Here is a 17481-nt window from a genome sequence, read left to right on the forward strand (position 1 = left end):
ATGCGCACCTTCATCGTTGGAGACGAGACGAAACTCAAGGCTGTCAGCGAGAAGCTGCTGCATGCCAATCTGAGCCAGGTTCGCAGCGAGGCTGCGCTGAAAGCCTTGCAGGAGGCCAATCCGCATGCCGATCTGAACAGGCTCGCGCGCGGCACCGTGCTGTTCGTGCCGGATACGCCGGGCTTCAAGGTCAGCACCACAAGCTCCGCCAGCGAGGGTCCGCTCGCAGCCTTGCACGAACTCCTGGATGAGGCGCTCGGCCTCGCGCTCAAGGAGACCGAGGCCGGCAGCAACGCGCGGCTCGCGGATCAGGAGCAGACCGTCAAGGCCTTCGACGACGGTGCGGTGAAGAAAGCGATCGGCGACCCCAATGTGGGCGGCCAGATCCGCGAAAGCGTCAATGCCGTCAGGAAAGGCTTCGAGGCCGATCGCGAGCTTGCCGCGCGCGCGGAAAAGAACATCACCGAGGTCGGCAAAGCCGCGATCGCAAAGCTCAACGAGCTCGGCAAGCTGCTTGGATGATCGGCCGGCGTGCGGCCCTCCGGAGCCGTCATACCGCGCAGTAGCGCTCTTGGATGTCCTTGTCCGCCAGCAGCGCCGCGGCGCTGCTTTGATGCACGACCTCGCCCTGGTCGATGATCACCGCGCGGTCGGCGAGCCGCAGGGCCCATTCGACGTTCTGCTCGACCAGCAGCAGTGTCTTGCCCTCGTCGCGCAGGCGGCGGAACAGCACGCCCATCTCCTCGACCAGGACGGGCATGATGCCTTCCGAGGGCTCGTCGAGCAGGATCATCTTGGGCTTTGCGATCAGCGCGCGGGCGATCGCAAGCATCTGCTGCTCGCCACCCGAAAGCGTGACGCCCTCCTGATCGAGGCGTTCCTTCAGGCGCGGAAAGGTTTCGGCGATCTCGTCGATCGCGGCGCGCTCCTCGATCTCGCTTCCGGCCGCGACCAGGCCGAGGCGGAGATTTTCGCGCACGGAGAGCCCGGGAACGATGCGGCGCTCCTCCGGCACATAGGCCAAACCGAGATGGAAGCGCTGATGAGCCCGGAGCGGCAGCAATTCCTTGCCCGCAAAGCGCACGCGGCCTGTCGCCTTCGGCATCAGACCCATCATCGAGCGCAAGGTCGTGGTCTTGCCGGCGCCGTTGCGGCCAACGAGAGCTACCACCTCGCCCTCCTTCACGTGCAGGGAAATGCCGTGCAGGATATGGCTTGCACCATACCAGGCGTGGAGGTCATCGATTTCGAGCAGCGCGGTCTCAGCCATAGCCCTCACTCTGTCCGAGGTAAACCCGCCGGACTTCCGGGTTGCTCCTGATCTCGTCGGGCGCGCCGTCCGCCAGCAGACGGCCGTGATGCAGCACCACGACACGCTTGGACAGGCCCAGCACCATCTTCATCTTGTGCTCGACCAGCAGCACCGTGCGCTTCTCCGCGAGCCGTTCGAGCAACGCGACCATGTCCTTGGTCTCTTCCGGCCCCATGCCGGCGGTGGGCTCGTCGAGCAGGAGCAGCTCGGGCTCGGAGACCAGCGCGATCGCGATCTCCAGCGCGCGCTGCTGGCCGTGCGAGAGAAATTTAGCCAATTCAGCGCGCTTGCCGAGCAGTCCGACCGCCTCAAGCGCCGCGTCGGCGCGCGCGTTCAGCTCCGTCAGCCGGGCGCGGTTGCGCCAGATGTCGTAGCTCACGGTCAGCGCCTGCGCCGCCACGCGCACATTCTCGTGTACGGACAAGTCCGGGAAGATGTTCGTGATCTGGTAGGAGCGCGAGATGCCCTGATGCACGAAGCGGTGCTGCGGCAGGCCGTTCAGCTCGCGTCCCCTGAAGTGCAGCGTGCCCGACGTCGGGGTCAGCGCGCCGGAGAGGATGTTGAAGAAGGTGCTCTTGCCAGCGCCGTTCGGTCCGATGATCGAGGTGAGTTGTCCCGCCGCAAAGGATACGGTGATGTCTTCGAGCGCGACAAAGCCGCCAAAACGCTTGCCGACCCCCTCGACGCGAAGCAGTTCGCCGCTCATGGCCGCGCCTTTCCGATGCCGAGGGTGTCGAGCAGCGTTCCCCAGATCCCCTTGGGCAGGAACAGCACGAACAGCACGAAGATCGCGCCGACAAAAATCTGCCAATGCGGCGTCCAAAGCGAGATGACATCCTCCAGGATCAGGAAGCTCGCCGCGCCGACGAAGGGCCCGAAGAAGCTGCGCGCGCCGCCGAGCAGCACCATCATCACGATCATGCCCGAGGTCTGGTAGTGCAAAAGGTCGAGCGGCACGATCGACAGGTGCAGCGCCAGCATGCAGCCGCCAAGCGAGGAGATCGCGCCCGACAGCATGAACACGATCAGCTTGCTGCGCTCGACGTCATAGCCGCACGCCCGCGCCCGCTGCTCGTTTTCGCGGATGGCCTCGATGACGGCGCCGAACGGCGAGTTCAGGATCCGCGACTGGAACCACATCGCGAGCGCCGCGAAGGCCATCAGCACGTAATATTTGTTGACGGGATCGAGGAAATTGACGGGGAAGCCGAACAGGCTGATGCGGTCGACGGTGAAGCCGCGCAGGCCGTTCTCGCCGCCCGTGAAGGACGAGGCCTGCAGCGCGACGTAGTAGACGAGCTGGGCCAGCGCCAGCGTCACCATGGAAAAATAGATGCCGCGGGTGCGCGTCGAGACGATGCCGATTGCGGCGGCAAGGCCGGTGCTCAGGAGGACGGCGATCGGCACCGCGGCGAACCAGGGTACGCCATAGCGGCCGATCGCAATGCCGGTGAAGTAGGCGCCCGCGCCGAAGAACGCCGCCTGCCCGAACGACAGCAGCCCGGTGTAGCCGAACAGCAGATTGTAGCCCATCACCACGACGCCGTAGATCAGGACGTTGACGGCCAGCGCCTGCGACGGCAGCAGCCAGGGCAGCACGGCCAGCACCGCAATCGACAGCAGCACGCGCTGCTCGAGAAGCCAACTAAGCCCGCTGGACGAGGGCTTGGCGACCGCTTCGCCGCTCGATGGTGACGTCACGCGGTCCTCCCTCTCACGCCGAACAGGCCTTGCGGGCGGATCAGCAGCACAATCGCCATCAGCGCGAACATGACGATGGTCGCCATTTCAGGTGCGAACAGCGCCACCAGGCTGATGGAGATGCCGACCATGAGGCCGGCGACGACCGCGCCGACGATCGAGCCGAGCCCGCCGATCACGGTCACGACGAAGGCCTCCGCCAGCACCAGCGAGCCCATCTCCGGATTGACGCTGCGCATCGGACCCGCGAGCACACCGCCCAGCGCGGCAAGTCCGACGCCAAGGCCAAAAATCGCGAGCCAGACCCGGCCGATATCGACGCCGAGCACCTGCATGATGGTGGGATCGCGGGCGCCCGCACGCACAATGAGGCCGATGCGGGTCTTCTCCAGCGTCAGCCAGAGCACCAGCAGCACCACCGCCACCAGCGCGATGACGAACAGGCGGTAGCGCGGGAAGAAGCCGATGCCGAGATCGAGCACGCCGACGAGCTGCGGCGGGGTCGGAAACGGAATGCCGTCGCTGCCGAACACGATCCGCACGCCCTCGACCAGGATGTAGCTGAGGCCGAAAGTGAGCAGCAGCGGATCGTCGATCGAGCGTCCATAGAGCCTGCGGATCAGGACGAGCTCGATCAGCATGCCGAAGGCACCGATCAAGATGGGAGCGAGCAGCAATCCCCACCAGAAACTGCCGGTGAGCGATGCCAGATACAGCCCCGCATAGGCCCCGATCATGAACAGCGCGCCATGGGCGAAATTGACCACCCCGAGCATGCCGAACACGATCGTCAGTCCAAGCGCAGTGATCACCAGGACCGCCCCAAGGGCGATCCCGGAAAGAAGCTGCATGATGATCAGCGACAGGTCCATCGGCCAGGCTTCAGGTCGCGTGACCGAGCTCGCTGCAGCTGCGCAGCATATCGTCGGAACCCGAATCGTTGGCGAGAATCGCAAACAAATCGTTGTCGTTCGCCATCGCGGACTTCTTCTTGGACTCCAGCACCAGCACCGACTGCACCGACTGGTGGTCGCATTTGCGGTAATGCTGCGGGCCCTTGGTCAAGTCATATTGCAGCTTCTCGAGAGCATCGATGACCTTGTCGGTGTCGGTGCCTCCGGCGGCCTGCATGGCCGCCAGCAGCGAACCGACGCCGGAGTAGCCGTAGGCGCCGTAGTCGGTCGGGATCGCACCACCATTGGCAGCCTTGAACGCGGCGTTGAAAGCGGCCGCCGATTTGCTCTGCGGCTCCAGCCCCCAATAATAGTTGGCGCCGCCGACCACGCCCTCGAACACGTCGGGGCCAACAGCGAGGCGCTGGTTGTGCAGGATGACGGGTACGACGATCTTCATCTGCTGCTTGACGCCGAAATCCACGGCCTGCTTGATCGCGTTGGCCTGGTCCCGGCCGAAATTGGAGATGCAGAGCACGTCCGGCCGCATCGACATCAGGCGCGGCATGAAGGTGGAATAGTCGGCCGCTCCGAATGGATGCAGGATCTCGCCGACATTGTCCGCGCCGATCGCTGCCTGCGCGCGCTTGAAGCCGCGCAGCATCTCATGGCCATACGCATAGTCGGCGACGAGATGGGCGACCTTCATGCCCTTCTTCAGGGTCTGCCGCGCCACTGCAGCGGTCGTCATGTGCGGGTTCAGCGCCTCATGGAAGGTGTATTTGCTGAAATCCTTGGCCTCGTTGATCGTGTCGGACTGGCTGATCGAGACGTAGATCACGCCGCGGGCGCGGGTGACCTCGTTGACGGCGAGCTGCACTGCGCTGGAAAGCGCGCCCACCACGGCGTGGACCTTGTCCTTCTCGATCAGCTCCAGCGTCCGGGTCGCGGCCTCGCCGGCATTGAGCTTGTCGTCACGCACCAAGAGCTCGACCTTGCGGCCGCCGATGCCGCCCTTGTCGTTGACGAGCTTGACGGCAAGCTCGGCGCATTTGACCTGATCGCGCGCCTCAGCGGCGAACGGTCCGGTCAGCGGCGTCGGGAAGCCAATGCGAATCGTCTCGTCCGCGGCGCGGCCGAGCCGCGGCATGGCGAGCAGGGCGGCGCCGGCGGAGAGGCCAGCGAGCGCGGTGCGGCGGGATATTGTCGAGGTCGAACCGGATTTGGGCATGATTTCCTCCAACTGATTTTTTTTAGAAGCGTTTCAGGGCTTTCAGGACTTTTATGGGCGTGATCGGGATCGAATTGATCGACGCGCCGAACGGCGTGAGCGCGTCGTTGACGGCGTTGAGAACGCAGGCGGATGCCGCCGCCGTGCCGGCCTCGCCAACCCCCTTGGCTCCGAGCACGGTATCGGCGGTCGGCGTCTCGACGTGGCCGATGACGATGTCGGGCATCTCCATCGGCATCGGAACGAGGTAGTCGGCGAGCGAGCCGTTCATGAGCTGACCTGTCTCGCTGTAGCGGCATTCCTCGAACAGCGCCGCACCCAGCCCCTGCACGATGCCGCCGCGAAGCTGCTCGTCCACCAGCATCGGATTGATGACGCGGCCGCAATCCTCGACGATGAAGTGCTTCAGCAACTTGATGAAGCCGGTCTCGACATCGACCTCCAGCGAACAGCCCTGGATGCCGTTGGTGAAGGCAAAGGGATAGCCCTGTGGCGCGAAATGATGGCTGACGGTGAGCTGCGCCTGCGTACCGGGCGGCAAGGTGTCGGAGCGGAAATAGGCGATCCGCGCGATCTCGGAGATAGGCAACCGCTTGTTCCGGGTCACGGCGTCGACGACCTCGCCATCAATGATGTCGAGTGCCGAGGGCTGCTCCTGAAGAATGAGCGCGGCAATCTCCAGAATATTGCGCTTGAGCACGCGCGTGGCCTGCAGCGCGGTCTCGCCGCCGATGCCGGCGCCACGGCAGGCCCAGGTGGCGCCGCCATGCGGCGTCACCTCGGTATCTCCCGTGATGACCTTGACGTGTTCCTGCGCAAGGCCGAGCTGATCGGCCACGATCTGGCTGATGATCGCCTCGGTGCCCTGCCCCTGCTCGGTGACCGAGATCAGGCAGCGGACCTCGCCCGACGGCGTCAGGCTGAGGATCGCGCCGTCCTGCGACGAGATGCGCGCGCCGCCGACGCCGTAGAAGGCCGGGCTGGGATTCGTGATCTCGACGAAGGCCGCAATGCCGATGCCGCGATAGACGCCGCGCTTGCGCAAGTCGGCCTGCTCGGCGCACAACGCCTCATAACCCATCATCTCGTGCAGGCGCTTCAGGCAGGCCTGATGCGACAGCGCCTCGAAGCGATAGCCGGTCGGCGAGGTCTGCGGATAGGCATCGTCAGCGATAACGTTCTGCGCGCGGATGGCGAAGGGATCGAGGCCAACCTTGACCGCCGCCATGTCCACCAGCCGCTCGGTGACGGCACAGGCGATGGGATGACCGACGGCGCGATACTGGCTGGTCTGCACCTTGTTCTGGAAGATCACCTCCAGCGTGGCGCGATAGTTCTTGAAACGATAGGGCGCGCCGATCAGGCGGATCACCTGGTTGCCCTCGACCACGCTGGTGCGCGGATAGGTCGAGAACGCGCCGATCGCGGTCAGGTCCAGCACGTCCATCGCTAGGATCTCGCCGCTGGCATCGAGCGCCATGCGGGCGCGGACGCGATGATCGCGGGCGTGGATGTCGGAGACGAAGGACTCGATGCGGTCGGCGACGTATTTGACGGGACGGCTGAGCAGGATCGACAGGCCGACCACCGCCATATCCTCGTGATAGACATGCAGCTTCATCCCGAAGGAGCCGCCGATATCTGTCGCGATCACGCGAACACGGGCCTCGGGGATGCCATAGTGGCGCGAATAGAGATCCTGGAACTGGTAGGGCGTCTGCGTCGCGTGATGCACGGTGAGTGCGCCGGCGGCCGGGTCGTAGTCGGCGACGATGGCGCGCGGCTCCAGCGTCACCGCGGTATGGCGGCCGAAGGAGAACTCTTCTTCCACCACGTGGGCGGCCTGCGCAAATGCCTCGTCGACTGTGCCGTTGTCGAGCTGGCTGCGGAAGCAGGTGTTATTTGCGGTCCCCGGATTGATCAGCGGGCCACCAACCTCGCGCGCACTGTCGATATCGACGACGACGGGGAGGTCCTCGTAATCGATCTCGACCAGCTCCAGCGCATCTTCCGCAAGCGCCCGGCTCTCGGCGACGACGGCCACCACAGCCTGCCCGGCCCAGACCACGCGGTCGAGCGGCAATGGCAATTGCGGGGCCGACGTCATGCCCTTGAAGTGGTCGAGCGTGCCGGTCCAGGGCGTGCAGATCTTTGCGAGGTCCTCGCCGGTGGCAACGAGATGCACCCCTTCGAGCGCGCGCGCTTGCTCGGTATTGATGGCGACGATCTTCGCGTGCGCATGCGGACTGCGCAGGAACGCGGCATAGAGCATGCGCGGCAGCTTGAGATCGCTGATATAGCGTCCGCGCCCGGCAAGCAGCCGCTTGGCGTTCGGCCGCGGCACGGACCGGCCGATATAGGAGTTGGGACGGTCGAGCGAGGTCAGCGGCGCGGTCATGCCGGACCCCCGTCTTCGCTGCGTGCTTTCGCCACGGCGTCGATCGCATCGACGATCGCTTCATAGCCGGTGCAGCGGCAGTAATTGCCCGACAGCGCGTCGCGGATTTCGTCGCGGCTGGGCCGCGCCACCTGCGAGAGCAGTTCATGGGCATTGACCAGCATGCCCGGCGTGCAGAAGCCGCATTGCAGCGCGTTGCGGCGATGGAATTCGGCCTGGAGATCGGCAATCACGCCGCTCTCGGTAAGACCTTCGATGGTATTGATCTTGGCGCCATCGGCCTGCACTGCAAAGATCAGGCAGGAGTGCACAGCGCGGCCGTCGAGCTGCACCAGGCAGGCGCCGCAGGCCCCCATCTCGCAGCCCGCATGCGTGCCGGTCAGTTCGAGCGCGTTGCGCAGGCAATCGACCAGCGTCTCGCGCGGCGCCACCTCGCAGGCGACCTTGCGGCCATTGACGACGAAGCGGACCCGCACCGTCTCGTCCGCGTCGTCCAGAAGGGTTTCGTCAAAACCGCTCATGCGCCTTCACCCAGACGTCCGAGCAGGCGGCCGAGCAGCACGCGGGCGAGATGCAGCCGCATCGCCGGCGGCACCTCGTCGCTGTCAGGCGGGGCGAGATCGCCTTCGAGCGCAGCTTGTGCGGCGGCGATACGTTCAGGATCCAGGTTCGAGCCGATCAGGGTTGCCTCAGCGCCCTTCACCCGCGTCGGTGTATTGCCGACCGAGAAGAAGGAAATGCGGATGTCGTCGATGCGTTCGGCTGTGAAAGTCGCCAGCATGCCGCACCCGACCAGAGCATAGTCCCCGCGCCGGCGCGCCAGCTCGTCGAACGCAAAACGCTGATCGGCTTTGAACAGCGGAACGTAGATCGCGGTGATCAGCTCACCGGGCTGCAATGCGGTCTCGAACAGCTCGACAAAGAAGTCGTCGGCTTTCACACGCCGGCTGCCGGAAGGGCCGGCGATTTCGATCTCGGCATCGAGCGCCAGGGTCATCGCCGGGAATTCGGAGGCAGGATCGGCGAGCGCGACGCTGCCGCCAATGGTGCCGCGGTTGCGGATCGCGGGATGGGCGACAAAAGGCGCAGCCGCATGCAGCAGCGGCGCGAATTCGGCGATTAGCGGCTCGCTCAGCATCTCGCAGTGCCGCGTCAGCGCGCCGATACGCAAATAACCGCCCTCGCGCCGGACGCCGCGCAGCTCGCCAATATGGGTGATGTCGATCAGCAGCCGCGGCGCTTGTAGCCGCAGCGACAACGCCGGCACGAGGCTCTGGCCCCCGGCAATGAAGCGCGCGTCATCGCTGGCGCGGGCATGAGCATCCAGCGCCTGGTCGATCGTCGCAGCACGAAAATAGCTGAAAGCCCTCGCCTTCACCGCCGTTTCCTCAAGATCCGTCGGCTCATCAGCCGGGATGCCAGATTTGTAACCATCTGGTCTCAAAATCCTGACACGCCGCCGGGAGGCGGTCAACAGGAAATGACCATTTGGTCACAAATGCACCTTTAGGCTAAGAAGGCAGCCGGAGATTGCGATTCAGCGACGAAATGGCCCGAAAAGCGCAGAAACCAACGAAGCGACCGGTCCGGAAGCGAACGGACACAGGCAGCAAGTCCGCGCCAAAGCGCCGCAACATGCGTGCGGCCGACCGCGAGCGTGCGATCGTGGACGAGGCGATCCGCTTCTTCGCCGAGCATGGCTTCGAGGGCCAGACCCGCGAACTCGCCAAACGCATGGGCATCACGCACTCGGCGATCTATCGCCACTTCCCGAGCAAGGAGGCGCTGATCGAGCGGGTTTACCAGGAGGTCTATCTCAGCCGCTGGTCGCCCGATTGGGGGCCGATGATCCGCGACCGAACCTTACCGCTCGAGGCGCGGCTGACGCGCTTCTATCTCGACTATGTCGAACGCGTGTTCGAGTACAATTGGGTGCGGATCTTCGTCTTCTCCGGCATGAAGTCGTTCGGTATCACCGGCCGTTATCTCGACATTGTCCGCCGCGAGATCATCGAGCCCGCGGCGGCCGAGCTGCGCCACGATCTGAAGCTGCCCGACGCGAAATCCCACCCGCTCAGCGAACGCGAGACCGAGCTGTTCTGGGGCCTGCACGGCCGCATCTTCTATCTCGCCATCCGCAAGTTCGTCTACGAGACGCCGATCCCGCCCGATCTCGACGCGATCGTCCGCGACGCCGTCCAGACCTTCATGGACGGCGCGAAGATGACGATGCCGAAGCTGCTGGTGAGCGGCTAGTTACTTCGCAAGGCTCGGCAGATCGAGCCCCTTGTCGCGGGCACAATCGATCGCGGTCTCATAGCCCGCGTCTGCATGGCGCATCACGCCGCTGGCGGGATCATTCCACAGCACACGCTCAATGCGCTTCGCGGCTTCCGGCGTGCCGTCGGCGACGATCACCATGCCCGCATGCTGGGAGTAGCCGATGCCGACGCCGCCGCCGTGATGCAGCGAGACCCAGGTCGCGCCGCTGGCGCAATTGAGCAGCGCATTTAGCAAGGGCCAGTCGGACACCGCGTCCGAACCGTCCTTCATCGCCTCGGTCTCGCGGTTGGGGCTTGCCACCGAGCCGCTGTCGAGATGATCGCGGCCGATCACAATCGGCGCCTTCAATTCGCCACGTGCCACCATCTCGTTGAAGGCTAGGCCCAGGCGATCTCGATCGCCGAGGCCGACCCAGCAGATCCGCGCCGGTAGGCCCTGGAACTTGATGCGCTCCTTGGCCATGTCGAGCCAGTTGTGCAGATGCTTGTCGTCAGGCATCAGCTCCTTGACCTTGGCGTCGGTCTTGAAGATGTCCTCGGGATCGCCCGAGAGCGCTGCCCAGCGGAACGGTCCGACGCCGCGGCAGAACAGAGGACGGATATAGGCGGGCACGAAGCCCGGAAAATCGAACGCGTTCTTCAGGCCCATGTCCTGCGCCATCTGGCGAATGTTGTTGCCGTAGTCGAGCGTCGGAATGCCCTGCGCATGGAAATCCAGCATGGCCTGGACGTGCTCGACCATCGACGTCTTTGAAGCGCGCTCCACCGCCTTCGGATCCGAGGCGCGCTTGGTTTCCCAATCGGCGAGCGTCCAGCCCTTTGGCAAGTACCCATTGATCGGATCATGCGCGCTGGTCTGGTCGGTGACGATGTCGGGCTTGACGCCACGGCGCACCAGCTCCGGAAAGATCTCCGCGGCGTTGCCGAGCAGGCCGACCGAGACCGCCTTCTTCGTCCTCGCGGCCTCTTCCATGATCGCCAGCGCCTCGTCGAGCGTCGCGGCCTGCCGATCGAGATAGCCGGTGCGCAGTCGCATCTCGATGCGGCTCGGCTGGCATTCGACCGCGAGCATCGAGGCGCCCGCCATGGTCGCGGCCAGCGGTTGCGCGCCGCCCATGCCGCCGAGGCCGGCGGTGAGAATCCATCTTCCCGCGAGGCTGCCGCCATAGTGGCGCCGACCGACCTCGACGAAGGTCTCGTAGGTGCCCTGCACGATGCCCTGGCTGCCGATATAGATCCAGGAGCCCGCCGTCATCTGGCCGTACATCATCAGGCCCTTGCGATCGAGCTCGTTGAAATGGTCGAGCGTCGCCCAATGCGGCACAATGTTGGAGTTCGCGATCAGGACGCGCGGGGCATCGGCATGGGTGCGGAACACGCCGACCGGCTTGCCGGACTGGACCAGCAGCGTCTCGTCATTCTCGAGCTTGCGCAAGGCCGCCGTGATGCGGTCAAAGCTCTCCCAGTCGCGCGCGGCGCGGCCAATGCCGCCATAGACGACGAGCTCGCTCGGACGCTCCGCGACATCAGGATCGAGATTGTTCATCAGCATGCGCAGGGGCGCTTCCGTCAGCCAGCTCTTGGCGCTGATGTCGCTGCCGCGGGGGGCGCGGATGGTGCGGTCATTGTCCAGTCGGCGGTTCATGCAGAGCACCTCTTTAGTCAAGTCTCGGGAACGGATCGGTCGGAAGCGCCGCGATCGCCACGGCCGGTAGCGCATCGGCTTCGATCAGCGCAGCCGCCTTGGCGAGATCGCCGGCCATGTAGCGATCGGCACCGAGCGCGGGCACATGCTCGCGAAGCGCAGCGATGACGGCTGCGAGCGGGGCGCTGGTCGCATGCGGCGCGCGCAGCGTGATTCCCTGCGCGGCAACCAGAAGCTCGATGCCGAGGATGGCGGCGAGATTATCGGCCATCTCCAAGAGGCGACGCGCGGCGTGCGCGGCCATCGAGACATGGTCTTCCTGGTTGGCGCTGGTCGGCGTCGAGTCGATCGAGCAGGCCGCCGCGCGCTGCTTGTTCTCGGCATAGAGCGCGGCCGCCGTCACTTCTGCGATCATGAAGCCGGAATTGATGCCGGGATCGGGCGTTAGAAACGGCGGCAGACCGAAATTGAGCGCGGGATCGACCAGCGTCGCGATGCGCCGCTCGCTGATCGCACCGATTTCCGACAACGCCAGCGCGATCGTATCGGCGGCAAAGGCGACCGGCTCGGCGTGGAAATTGCCGCCGGAGACGATCTCGCCGGTATCGACCAGAACGAGCGGATTGTCGGTGACGGCGTTGGCTTCGACGATCAGCGTGCGCGCGGCCTGCGTGATCAGGTCGAGCGCGGCGCCCGCGACCTGCGGCTGGCAACGCAGGCAATAGGGATCCTGCACGCGCTCGTCACCTTCGAGATGCGACAACCTGATATCGCTGCCGTCGAGCAACGCGGTCAGCGTCGAGGCCGCCGCGATCTGCCCGGCATGGCCGCGCAACGCCTGAATCTCGGGGCGGAACGGCGCCGTCGAGGCCATTGCCGCATCGACCGACAGCGCGCCGGTGACGAGCGCGGCGCGAGCCAGGCGAAACGCGCGCAGCACGCCGGAGACGGCATAGGCGGTCGAGAACTGCGTTCCGTTGATCAGCGCGAGCCCCTCCTTGGGGCCCAGCGTCAGCGGCGCGAGACCGGCGACGGCGAGTGCCTCACGGCCGGAGACAGTCTTGCGATCGACGATCGCTTGCCCCTCGCCGATCATCACCGCCGTCATGTGCGCGAGCGGCGCAAGATCGCCGGAGGCGCCGACCGAGCCCTGCTGCGGCACCAGCGGATAGACGTCCTGCGCCAGCATGGCCTGCAATTGCTCGATCACCTCGCGGCGCACGCCGGAGGCGCCGCGGCCGAGCGAGACGATCTTCAGCGCTATCATCAGCCGTACGATCGGCTCCGGCGTGGCCGGGCCGACGCCGCAGCAATGCGAGACGATGAGATTGCGCTGGAGCAGCGCGGTCTGGTCCGGCGGAATGCGCTTCGCGGCCAGTTTTCCAAAACCGGTATTGATGCCGTAGACCGGCGCGGCGCCGTGTGCTGCCTTTGCGACGATCTCCGCGGCCGCCTCGACGCGCGGCCAAAATGACGGATCAAGCACGACAGCGGCGCCTTCGAGCACGCGCGCGAGATCGTCGAGGCTGACCGTTCCCGGCTTGACGACGATCGCTGCGCCCTGTTCCGTCACTGTCCCCTCCACACCCGGCTATGCAGCGGATTGAAGCCGATGCGGTAGACGAGTTCGGCGGGCCGCTCGATGTCCCAGATCGCGAGATCGCACCACTTCCCGGCTTCCAGCGTGCCGGTTTCGTCGAGCACGCCGAGCGCACGCGCGCCTTCGCGGGTAACACCAGCGAGGCATTCAGCCACCGTCATCCGGAACAGCGTCGCGCCCATGTTCATCGTAAGCAGGAGCGATGTCAGCGGCGAGCTGCCGGGATTGCAGTCGGTCGCGAGCGCCATGTGGACGCCGTGCCTGCGGAACGCCTCGACCGGCGGCTTTTGCGTCTCGCGGATGAAGTAGAAGGCGCCCGGCAGCAGCACGGCGACAGTACCGGCCTTCGCCATCGCGGCAGCGCCGGCCTCGTCGGTATGCTCGAGGTGATCGGCGGAGAGTGCCGAGAATTTTGCGGCGAGCGCAGCGCCGCCGAGGTTCGACAGCTGGTCCGCATGGAGCTTGACCGGCAGCCCAAGCCCCCTCGCCGTCTCGAACACCCGCGCGGTCTGCTCGGCCGAGAACGCGATACCTTCCATGAAGGCATCGACGGCATCGGCAAGACCGGCCTTTGCGACGGCCGGCAGCATCTCATGACACACGAGATCGATGTAACGATCCTTGTCACCGCCGGCCTCCACAGGCAGCGCGTGCGCCCCGAGAAAGGAGGTGCGGATCGCAACCGGCCGCTGACGGCCGAGGATGCGCGCCGCTGAGAGCTGCCGCATCTCGGTCTCGACATCGAGGCCGTAACCGGACTTGATCTCGATGGTGGTGACGCCCTCGCCAATCAGCGCATCGAGCCGCGGCAGCGCGCTTGCAACGAGCTCGGCCTCGCTCGCCTTGCGGGTCGCGGCGACTGTCGAAACAATGCCGCCACCGGCGCGCGCGATTTCCTCGTAGCTTGCGCCCTTCAGGCGCAGCTCGAATTCGTGCGCGCGGTTGCCGCCGTAGACGAGATGGGTATGGCAATCGACGAGGCCGGGCGTGATCCAACGCCCCTCGCAATCGATCCGCTTGATCGCGTCCGCATCACCAGGGAAATCCGCCGCTACGCCCGCATAGACGATATAGCCGCCGCGCGTGGCGATCACGCCATGCTCGATCTCGCCGAGATCGGGACGGTCGGCCCGCATCGTGGCGAGCCGGGTGTTGTGCCAGATCCGGTCGAAGCGCTCTGCCATGCAATGGTCCCTTCGTGGGATGCTTGACTTATATGTCTAGACATATAATCGTGGGGCGGTTCTGTCCAGCCGGCGTGTAATCATGACCCGACTGCATTTCGCCTCCGCGCTCCTGCCTTCGGGCTGGGCCAATGACGTGCAGATGGTGATCACCGCCGGCGCGATCGCCGAGGTGACGCCGGGCGTGGCGCCGGCCGCCGGCGACGAGCGTCATGGAATTGCGCTTCCGGGGTTGGCGAGCCTGCACAGCCACGCATTCCAGCGCGGCATGGCGGGGCTGGCCGAACTGCGCGGCGATAGCACCGATACGTTCTGGACCTGGCGCGACACGATGTATCGTTTTGCGCTGGCGATGACGCCGGACGACGTCGCCGCCGTTGCGACGCTGCTGTATGTCGAGATGCTCGAACAGGGTTTTACCCGCGTCGGCGAATTCCACTACCTCCACCACGATCGCGACGGCTCCCCTTATGCCGACCTCGCGGAAATGGCTACGCGCATTGCACAGGCTGCCGAAGCTTCCGGCATTGCGCTGACACTGTTGCCGAGTTTTTATGCGCATGGCTCCTTCGGCGGCGCAGCACCGCATGCCGGACAACGCCGCTTCATCTGCTCGGTCGATCAGTTCGCCGCGCTGATGGCTGCGTCGCGCAAGGCGATCAGCAGATTGCCGGGCGCCAATATCGGCATCGCGCCGCACAGTCTGCGTGCTGTTGCGCCCGACGAGCTCGCGGCGATCATTCCGCTCACCGATGGCGGGCCGGTGCATATCCATGCCGCCGAACAGGTGAAGGAAGTCGAGGATTGCCTCGCCTGGTCGGGACGACGGCCGGTGCAATGGCTGCTGGAGCACGCGCCGCTCGATCAACGCTGGTGCCTCATCCACGCGACCCATACGACGGATGCGGAAGTCACGGCGTTCGCGAAGACCGGTGCGGTGGCGGGTCTCTGCCCCATCACGGAAGCGAGCCTCGGCGACGGCATTTGTCCGGCGCGCGAATTCGTCGATGCCGGCGGCGCGTTCGGTGTGGGCACAGACTCCAACGTGCTGGTCGGCGCAGCCGACGAGCTGCGTCAGCTCGAATATGGCCAGCGTCTCAAGCATCTCGAGCGCAACGTGCTCTCCGGTGGTGCAGGCCGCTCGACGGGACGTACGCTGTTCGATCATGCGCTCGCCGGCGGTGCACGCGCGCTGGCACAGGCGACGGTTGGCCTCGGGCCCGGCGCGCGCGCCGACATCGTCACGCTCGACACCGCACATCCATCGCTCGCGGGACGTTTGCGCGACGCCGCCATCGACGGTTGGATTTTTGCCGGAGGGACCGGCGCGATCGATTGCGTCTGGGCCGGCGGCCACAAGGTCGTCGAAGGCGGACGACACAGACTGCGACAGACCGCGCGCGAGCGCTTCAACGCGGCGGTCCGGAGGCTCGTCGCATGAGCCTGGCCACCGATGCCGCCGACCAGCCGACGCTCTACAAGCGCATCCGCGCCGATATCGAGAAGCGCATCCTGACCGGCGAATGGCCGCCCGGGCATCGTATCCCGTTCGAGCACGAATTGGTCGCGCGTTACGGCTGCTCGCGCATGACGGTGAACAAGGCGCTGTCGGAGCTCGCGCAGGCAGATCTGATCGAACGGCGGCGGCGCGCCGGCTCCTTCGTACGCCGGCCGCAGCATCTGTCGGCGGTGCTGAAGATCGCAGACATTCGCGCCGAGATCACCGCGCTTGGCCGCGGCTACGGCTACGAGCTGATCGGGCGCAAGCTGCGTGCGGCGACCGCCGCCGACCGCGAGCGTCTTGGTGTCAAGAAGGCCGGCAAGGTCGTTGCGATCACCTGCCGGCACAGCGCCGACAAGGTGCCGTTTGCCGTCGAGGACCGACTGATCGATCTGTCGTCCGTGCCGGATGCAGCGACCGCGGATTTCTCGCGCGAACCGCCCGGCTCGTGGCTGCTTCATCATGTCCCATGGACGGAAGCCGAGCATACGATCAGCGCCATCGTTGCGGACGATCGCACGGCGGAGGCGCTCGACATCGCCGTCGGCGCGCCTTGCCTCGTGATCGACCGCTATACTTGGCGCAGCGCGCGCACCATCACCGCAGTGCGCCTGCTCTATCCCGGTGACTCTCACCGCCTTGTCGCCCGATTCAAGGGAGGCTGAGAGAACGATGTCGGCACAAATCGTGCAACGCTTCGGGCAACGGTCCATCAGGACCGAATGATCAACAGGGACGTCAATCCATCGATCGGCAAGAGGACGACAATCATGCGTAGTTCGACAATTTTTGCGACAATCATTGCCCTCGCGGCCTCCACTCCGGTACTCGCCGACGACGTCAAGGTCGGCATCGGCATCTCCGGATGGACCGGCTTCGCGCCGCTCACGCTGGCGAAGGAGGCTGGGATCTTCAAGAAGAACGGTCTCGACGTGACGATCAAGAAGATCCCGCAGAAGGACCGCCACCTCGCGATCGCCTCGGGCGATGTCCAGTGCGCGGCAACGACGGTCGAGACCTGGATCTCGTGGAACGCCAATGGCGTTGCGACCAAGCAGATCTTCCAGCTCGACAAGAGCTATGGTGCCGACGGCATGGCCGTTCGCAACGATCTCGCATCGATCAAGGATCTCAAGGGCAAGACCGTCGCGGCTTCCGCGCCCGGCACCTCGCCCTATTTCGCGCTGGCCTGGATGCTGAAGAAGAACGGGCTCTCGGTGAAGGATGTCACCGTCGTGAACCTCGAGCCTGCTGCAGCCGCGCAGGCCTTCGTCTCCGGCCAGAACGACGCCGCAATGACCTATGAGCCGTATCTGTCCACGGTTCGCGCCGCGCCCGACAAGGGCAAGATCATCGCGACCACGCTCGACTATCCGATGGTCATGGACACCTTTGGCTGCACGCCGAAGTTCCTCACCGAGAACCCGAAGGCAGCCAAGGCGCTCGCCGACAGCTATTTCGAGGCGCTCGACATGATCGGCAAGGATCAGGCCAAGGCCTATGAGATCATGGGTGCCGATGTGAAGCAGACCGGCGAGGCGTTCGGCAACTCGGCAAAATATCTGCGCTGGCAGGACAAGGCCGCGAACCAGAAGTTCTTTGCCGGCGATTTCCTGACCTTCAACAAGGACGCCGCCGACCTCCTGCTCGAGATCGGCATCATCAAGGCCGCGCCGAAGGTCGAGGACCTCTTCGACGCGAGCTACATCAAGTAAACCCTTCAGGAGCTGCCGG

General features: G+C 65.4%; 16 protein-coding genes. 5 read left to right on the forward strand and 11 right to left on the reverse strand.

The window, feature by feature from the left end; genetic code table 11:
• Nucleotides 1–522, forward strand: coding sequence for a hypothetical protein (locus AB7535_RS24415; protein WP_085405621.1), 522 nt, complete (start codon nt 1–3; stop codon nt 520–522).
• Nucleotides 523–550: 28 nt separating this feature from the next.
• Here AB7535_RS24415 and AB7535_RS24420 read toward each other — a convergent pair whose 3' ends face one another.
• The 8 genes from AB7535_RS24420 to AB7535_RS24455 are packed head-to-tail and all read right to left on the reverse strand — an operon-like array spanning nt 551 to nt 8913.
• Nucleotides 551–1270 (reverse strand): ABC transporter ATP-binding protein, encoded by a 720-nt coding sequence (locus AB7535_RS24420; RefSeq protein ID WP_085405620.1) that lies wholly within the window; start codon nt 1268–1270, stop codon nt 551–553.
• Nucleotides 1263–2018 carry an ABC transporter ATP-binding protein gene (locus AB7535_RS24425; RefSeq protein WP_085405619.1) on the reverse strand — a complete coding sequence of 252 codons (756 nt, stop codon included), beginning with the start codon at nt 2016–2018 and terminating at the stop codon, nt 1263–1265. Before AB7535_RS24425 ends, AB7535_RS24420 begins: the two co-directional genes overlap by 8 nt.
• On the reverse strand, nt 2015–3013 hold the full coding sequence (locus AB7535_RS24430; protein ID WP_085405618.1) for a branched-chain amino acid ABC transporter permease: 999 nt from the start codon (nt 3011–3013) through the stop codon (nt 2015–2017). The genes AB7535_RS24425 and AB7535_RS24430 overlap by 4 nt, the downstream gene beginning before the upstream one ends.
• Nucleotides 3010–3885, reverse strand: coding sequence for a branched-chain amino acid ABC transporter permease (locus AB7535_RS24435; RefSeq protein WP_028152185.1), 876 nt, complete (start codon nt 3883–3885; stop codon nt 3010–3012). The genes AB7535_RS24430 and AB7535_RS24435 overlap by 4 nt, the downstream gene beginning before the upstream one ends.
• Before the next feature lie 10 nt (nt 3886–3895).
• Nucleotides 3896–5137, reverse strand: coding sequence for an ABC transporter substrate-binding protein (locus AB7535_RS24440; protein ID WP_439037044.1), 1242 nt, complete (start codon nt 5135–5137; stop codon nt 3896–3898).
• 22 nt (nt 5138–5159) lie between these two features.
• Nucleotides 5160–7535 carry a xanthine dehydrogenase family protein molybdopterin-binding subunit gene (locus AB7535_RS24445; RefSeq protein ID WP_439037045.1) on the reverse strand — a complete coding sequence of 792 codons (2376 nt, stop codon included), beginning with the start codon at nt 7533–7535 and terminating at the stop codon, nt 5160–5162.
• The gene (locus tag AB7535_RS24450; RefSeq protein ID WP_085405615.1) at nt 7532–8056 is read right to left on the reverse strand and encodes a (2Fe-2S)-binding protein; all 525 of its coding nucleotides are present in this window, start codon (nt 8054–8056) and stop codon (nt 7532–7534) included. The genes AB7535_RS24445 and AB7535_RS24450 overlap by 4 nt, the downstream gene beginning before the upstream one ends.
• Nucleotides 8053–8913, reverse strand: coding sequence for an FAD binding domain-containing protein (locus AB7535_RS24455; RefSeq protein WP_439037046.1), 861 nt, complete (start codon nt 8911–8913; stop codon nt 8053–8055). Before AB7535_RS24455 ends, AB7535_RS24450 begins: the two co-directional genes overlap by 4 nt.
• A 257-nt stretch (nt 8914–9170) precedes the next feature.
• On the opposite strand from AB7535_RS24455, the gene AB7535_RS24460 reads away from it, so the two are divergent.
• Complete coding sequence (locus AB7535_RS24460; RefSeq protein WP_085405911.1) at nt 9171–9791, forward strand: TetR/AcrR family transcriptional regulator; 621 nt, start codon at nt 9171–9173, stop codon at nt 9789–9791.
• Here AB7535_RS24460 and hutU read toward each other — a convergent pair whose 3' ends face one another.
• The 3 genes from hutU to hutI are packed head-to-tail and all read right to left on the reverse strand — an operon-like array spanning nt 9792 to nt 14246.
• Nucleotides 9792–11462, reverse strand: coding sequence for a urocanate hydratase (gene hutU, locus AB7535_RS24465; RefSeq protein ID WP_085405613.1), 1671 nt, complete (start codon nt 11460–11462; stop codon nt 9792–9794).
• A 13-nt stretch (nt 11463–11475) separates the two neighbouring features.
• Complete coding sequence (gene hutH / locus AB7535_RS24470) at nt 11476–13035, reverse strand: histidine ammonia-lyase (RefSeq protein WP_085405612.1); 1560 nt, start codon at nt 13033–13035, stop codon at nt 11476–11478.
• Nucleotides 13032–14246: an imidazolonepropionase gene (gene hutI, locus AB7535_RS24475; protein ID WP_085405611.1), complete on the reverse strand. Its 1215-nt coding sequence runs from the start codon at nt 14244–14246 to the stop codon at nt 13032–13034. The genes hutH and hutI overlap by 4 nt, the downstream gene beginning before the upstream one ends.
• Nucleotides 14247–14328: 82 nt before the next feature.
• Between hutI and AB7535_RS24480 the strand changes: the two genes are divergently transcribed.
• The 3 genes from AB7535_RS24480 (at nt 14329) to AB7535_RS24490 (ending at nt 17462) form a co-directional block, all read left to right on the forward strand.
• Entirely contained in the window at nt 14329–15687 is a 1359-nt protein-coding gene (locus AB7535_RS24480) for a formimidoylglutamate deiminase (RefSeq protein WP_085405610.1), read from the forward strand.
• A complete protein-coding gene (gene hutC / locus AB7535_RS24485) occupies nt 15684–16412 on the forward strand; it encodes a histidine utilization repressor (protein ID WP_014493578.1) in 729 nt (242 codons plus the stop codon). The genes AB7535_RS24480 and hutC overlap by 4 nt, the downstream gene beginning before the upstream one ends.
• 105 nt (nt 16413–16517) lie before the next feature.
• Complete coding sequence (locus AB7535_RS24490; protein WP_085405910.1) at nt 16518–17462, forward strand: ABC transporter substrate-binding protein; 945 nt, start codon at nt 16518–16520, stop codon at nt 17460–17462.
• The last annotated feature ends 19 nt before the right edge of the window (nt 17463–17481 follow it).

Source organism: Bradyrhizobium sp. 956_D2_N1_4, assembly GCF_052076025.1.
Classification (GTDB): Bacteria; Pseudomonadota; Alphaproteobacteria; order Rhizobiales; family Xanthobacteraceae; genus Bradyrhizobium; species Bradyrhizobium barranii.

Coding starts and splice junctions, on each gene's coding strand:
- hutI (WP_085405611.1), bottom strand. CDS start 14,246: ATGGCAGAGCGCTTCGACCGGATCTGGCACAACACCCGGCTCGCCACG.
- AB7535_RS24425 (WP_085405619.1), bottom strand. CDS start 2,018: ATGAGCGGCGAACTGCTTCGCGTCGAGGGGGTCGGCAAGCGTTTTGGC.
- AB7535_RS24445 (WP_439037045.1), bottom strand. CDS start 7,535: ATGACCGCGCCGCTGACCTCGCTCGACCGTCCCAACTCCTATATCGGC.
- hutU (WP_085405613.1), bottom strand. CDS start 11,462: ATGAACCGCCGACTGGACAATGACCGCACCATCCGCGCCCCCCGCGGC.
- AB7535_RS24480 (WP_085405610.1), top strand. CDS start 14,329: ATGACCCGACTGCATTTCGCCTCCGCGCTCCTGCCTTCGGGCTGGGCC.
- AB7535_RS24490 (WP_085405910.1), top strand. CDS start 16,518: ATGCGTAGTTCGACAATTTTTGCGACAATCATTGCCCTCGCGGCCTCC.
- AB7535_RS24450 (WP_085405615.1), bottom strand. CDS start 8,056: ATGAGCGGTTTTGACGAAACCCTTCTGGACGACGCGGACGAGACGGTG.
- AB7535_RS24435 (WP_028152185.1), bottom strand. CDS start 3,885: ATGGACCTGTCGCTGATCATCATGCAGCTTCTTTCCGGGATCGCCCTT.
- AB7535_RS24415 (WP_085405621.1), top strand. CDS start 1: ATGCGCACCTTCATCGTTGGAGACGAGACGAAACTCAAGGCTGTCAGC.
- hutC (WP_014493578.1), top strand. CDS start 15,684: ATGAGCCTGGCCACCGATGCCGCCGACCAGCCGACGCTCTACAAGCGC.
- AB7535_RS24440 (WP_439037044.1), bottom strand. CDS start 5,137: ATGCCCAAATCCGGTTCGACCTCGACAATATCCCGCCGCACCGCGCTC.
- AB7535_RS24420 (WP_085405620.1), bottom strand. CDS start 1,270: ATGGCTGAGACCGCGCTGCTCGAAATCGATGACCTCCACGCCTGGTAT.
- AB7535_RS24460 (WP_085405911.1), top strand. CDS start 9,171: ATGCGTGCGGCCGACCGCGAGCGTGCGATCGTGGACGAGGCGATCCGC.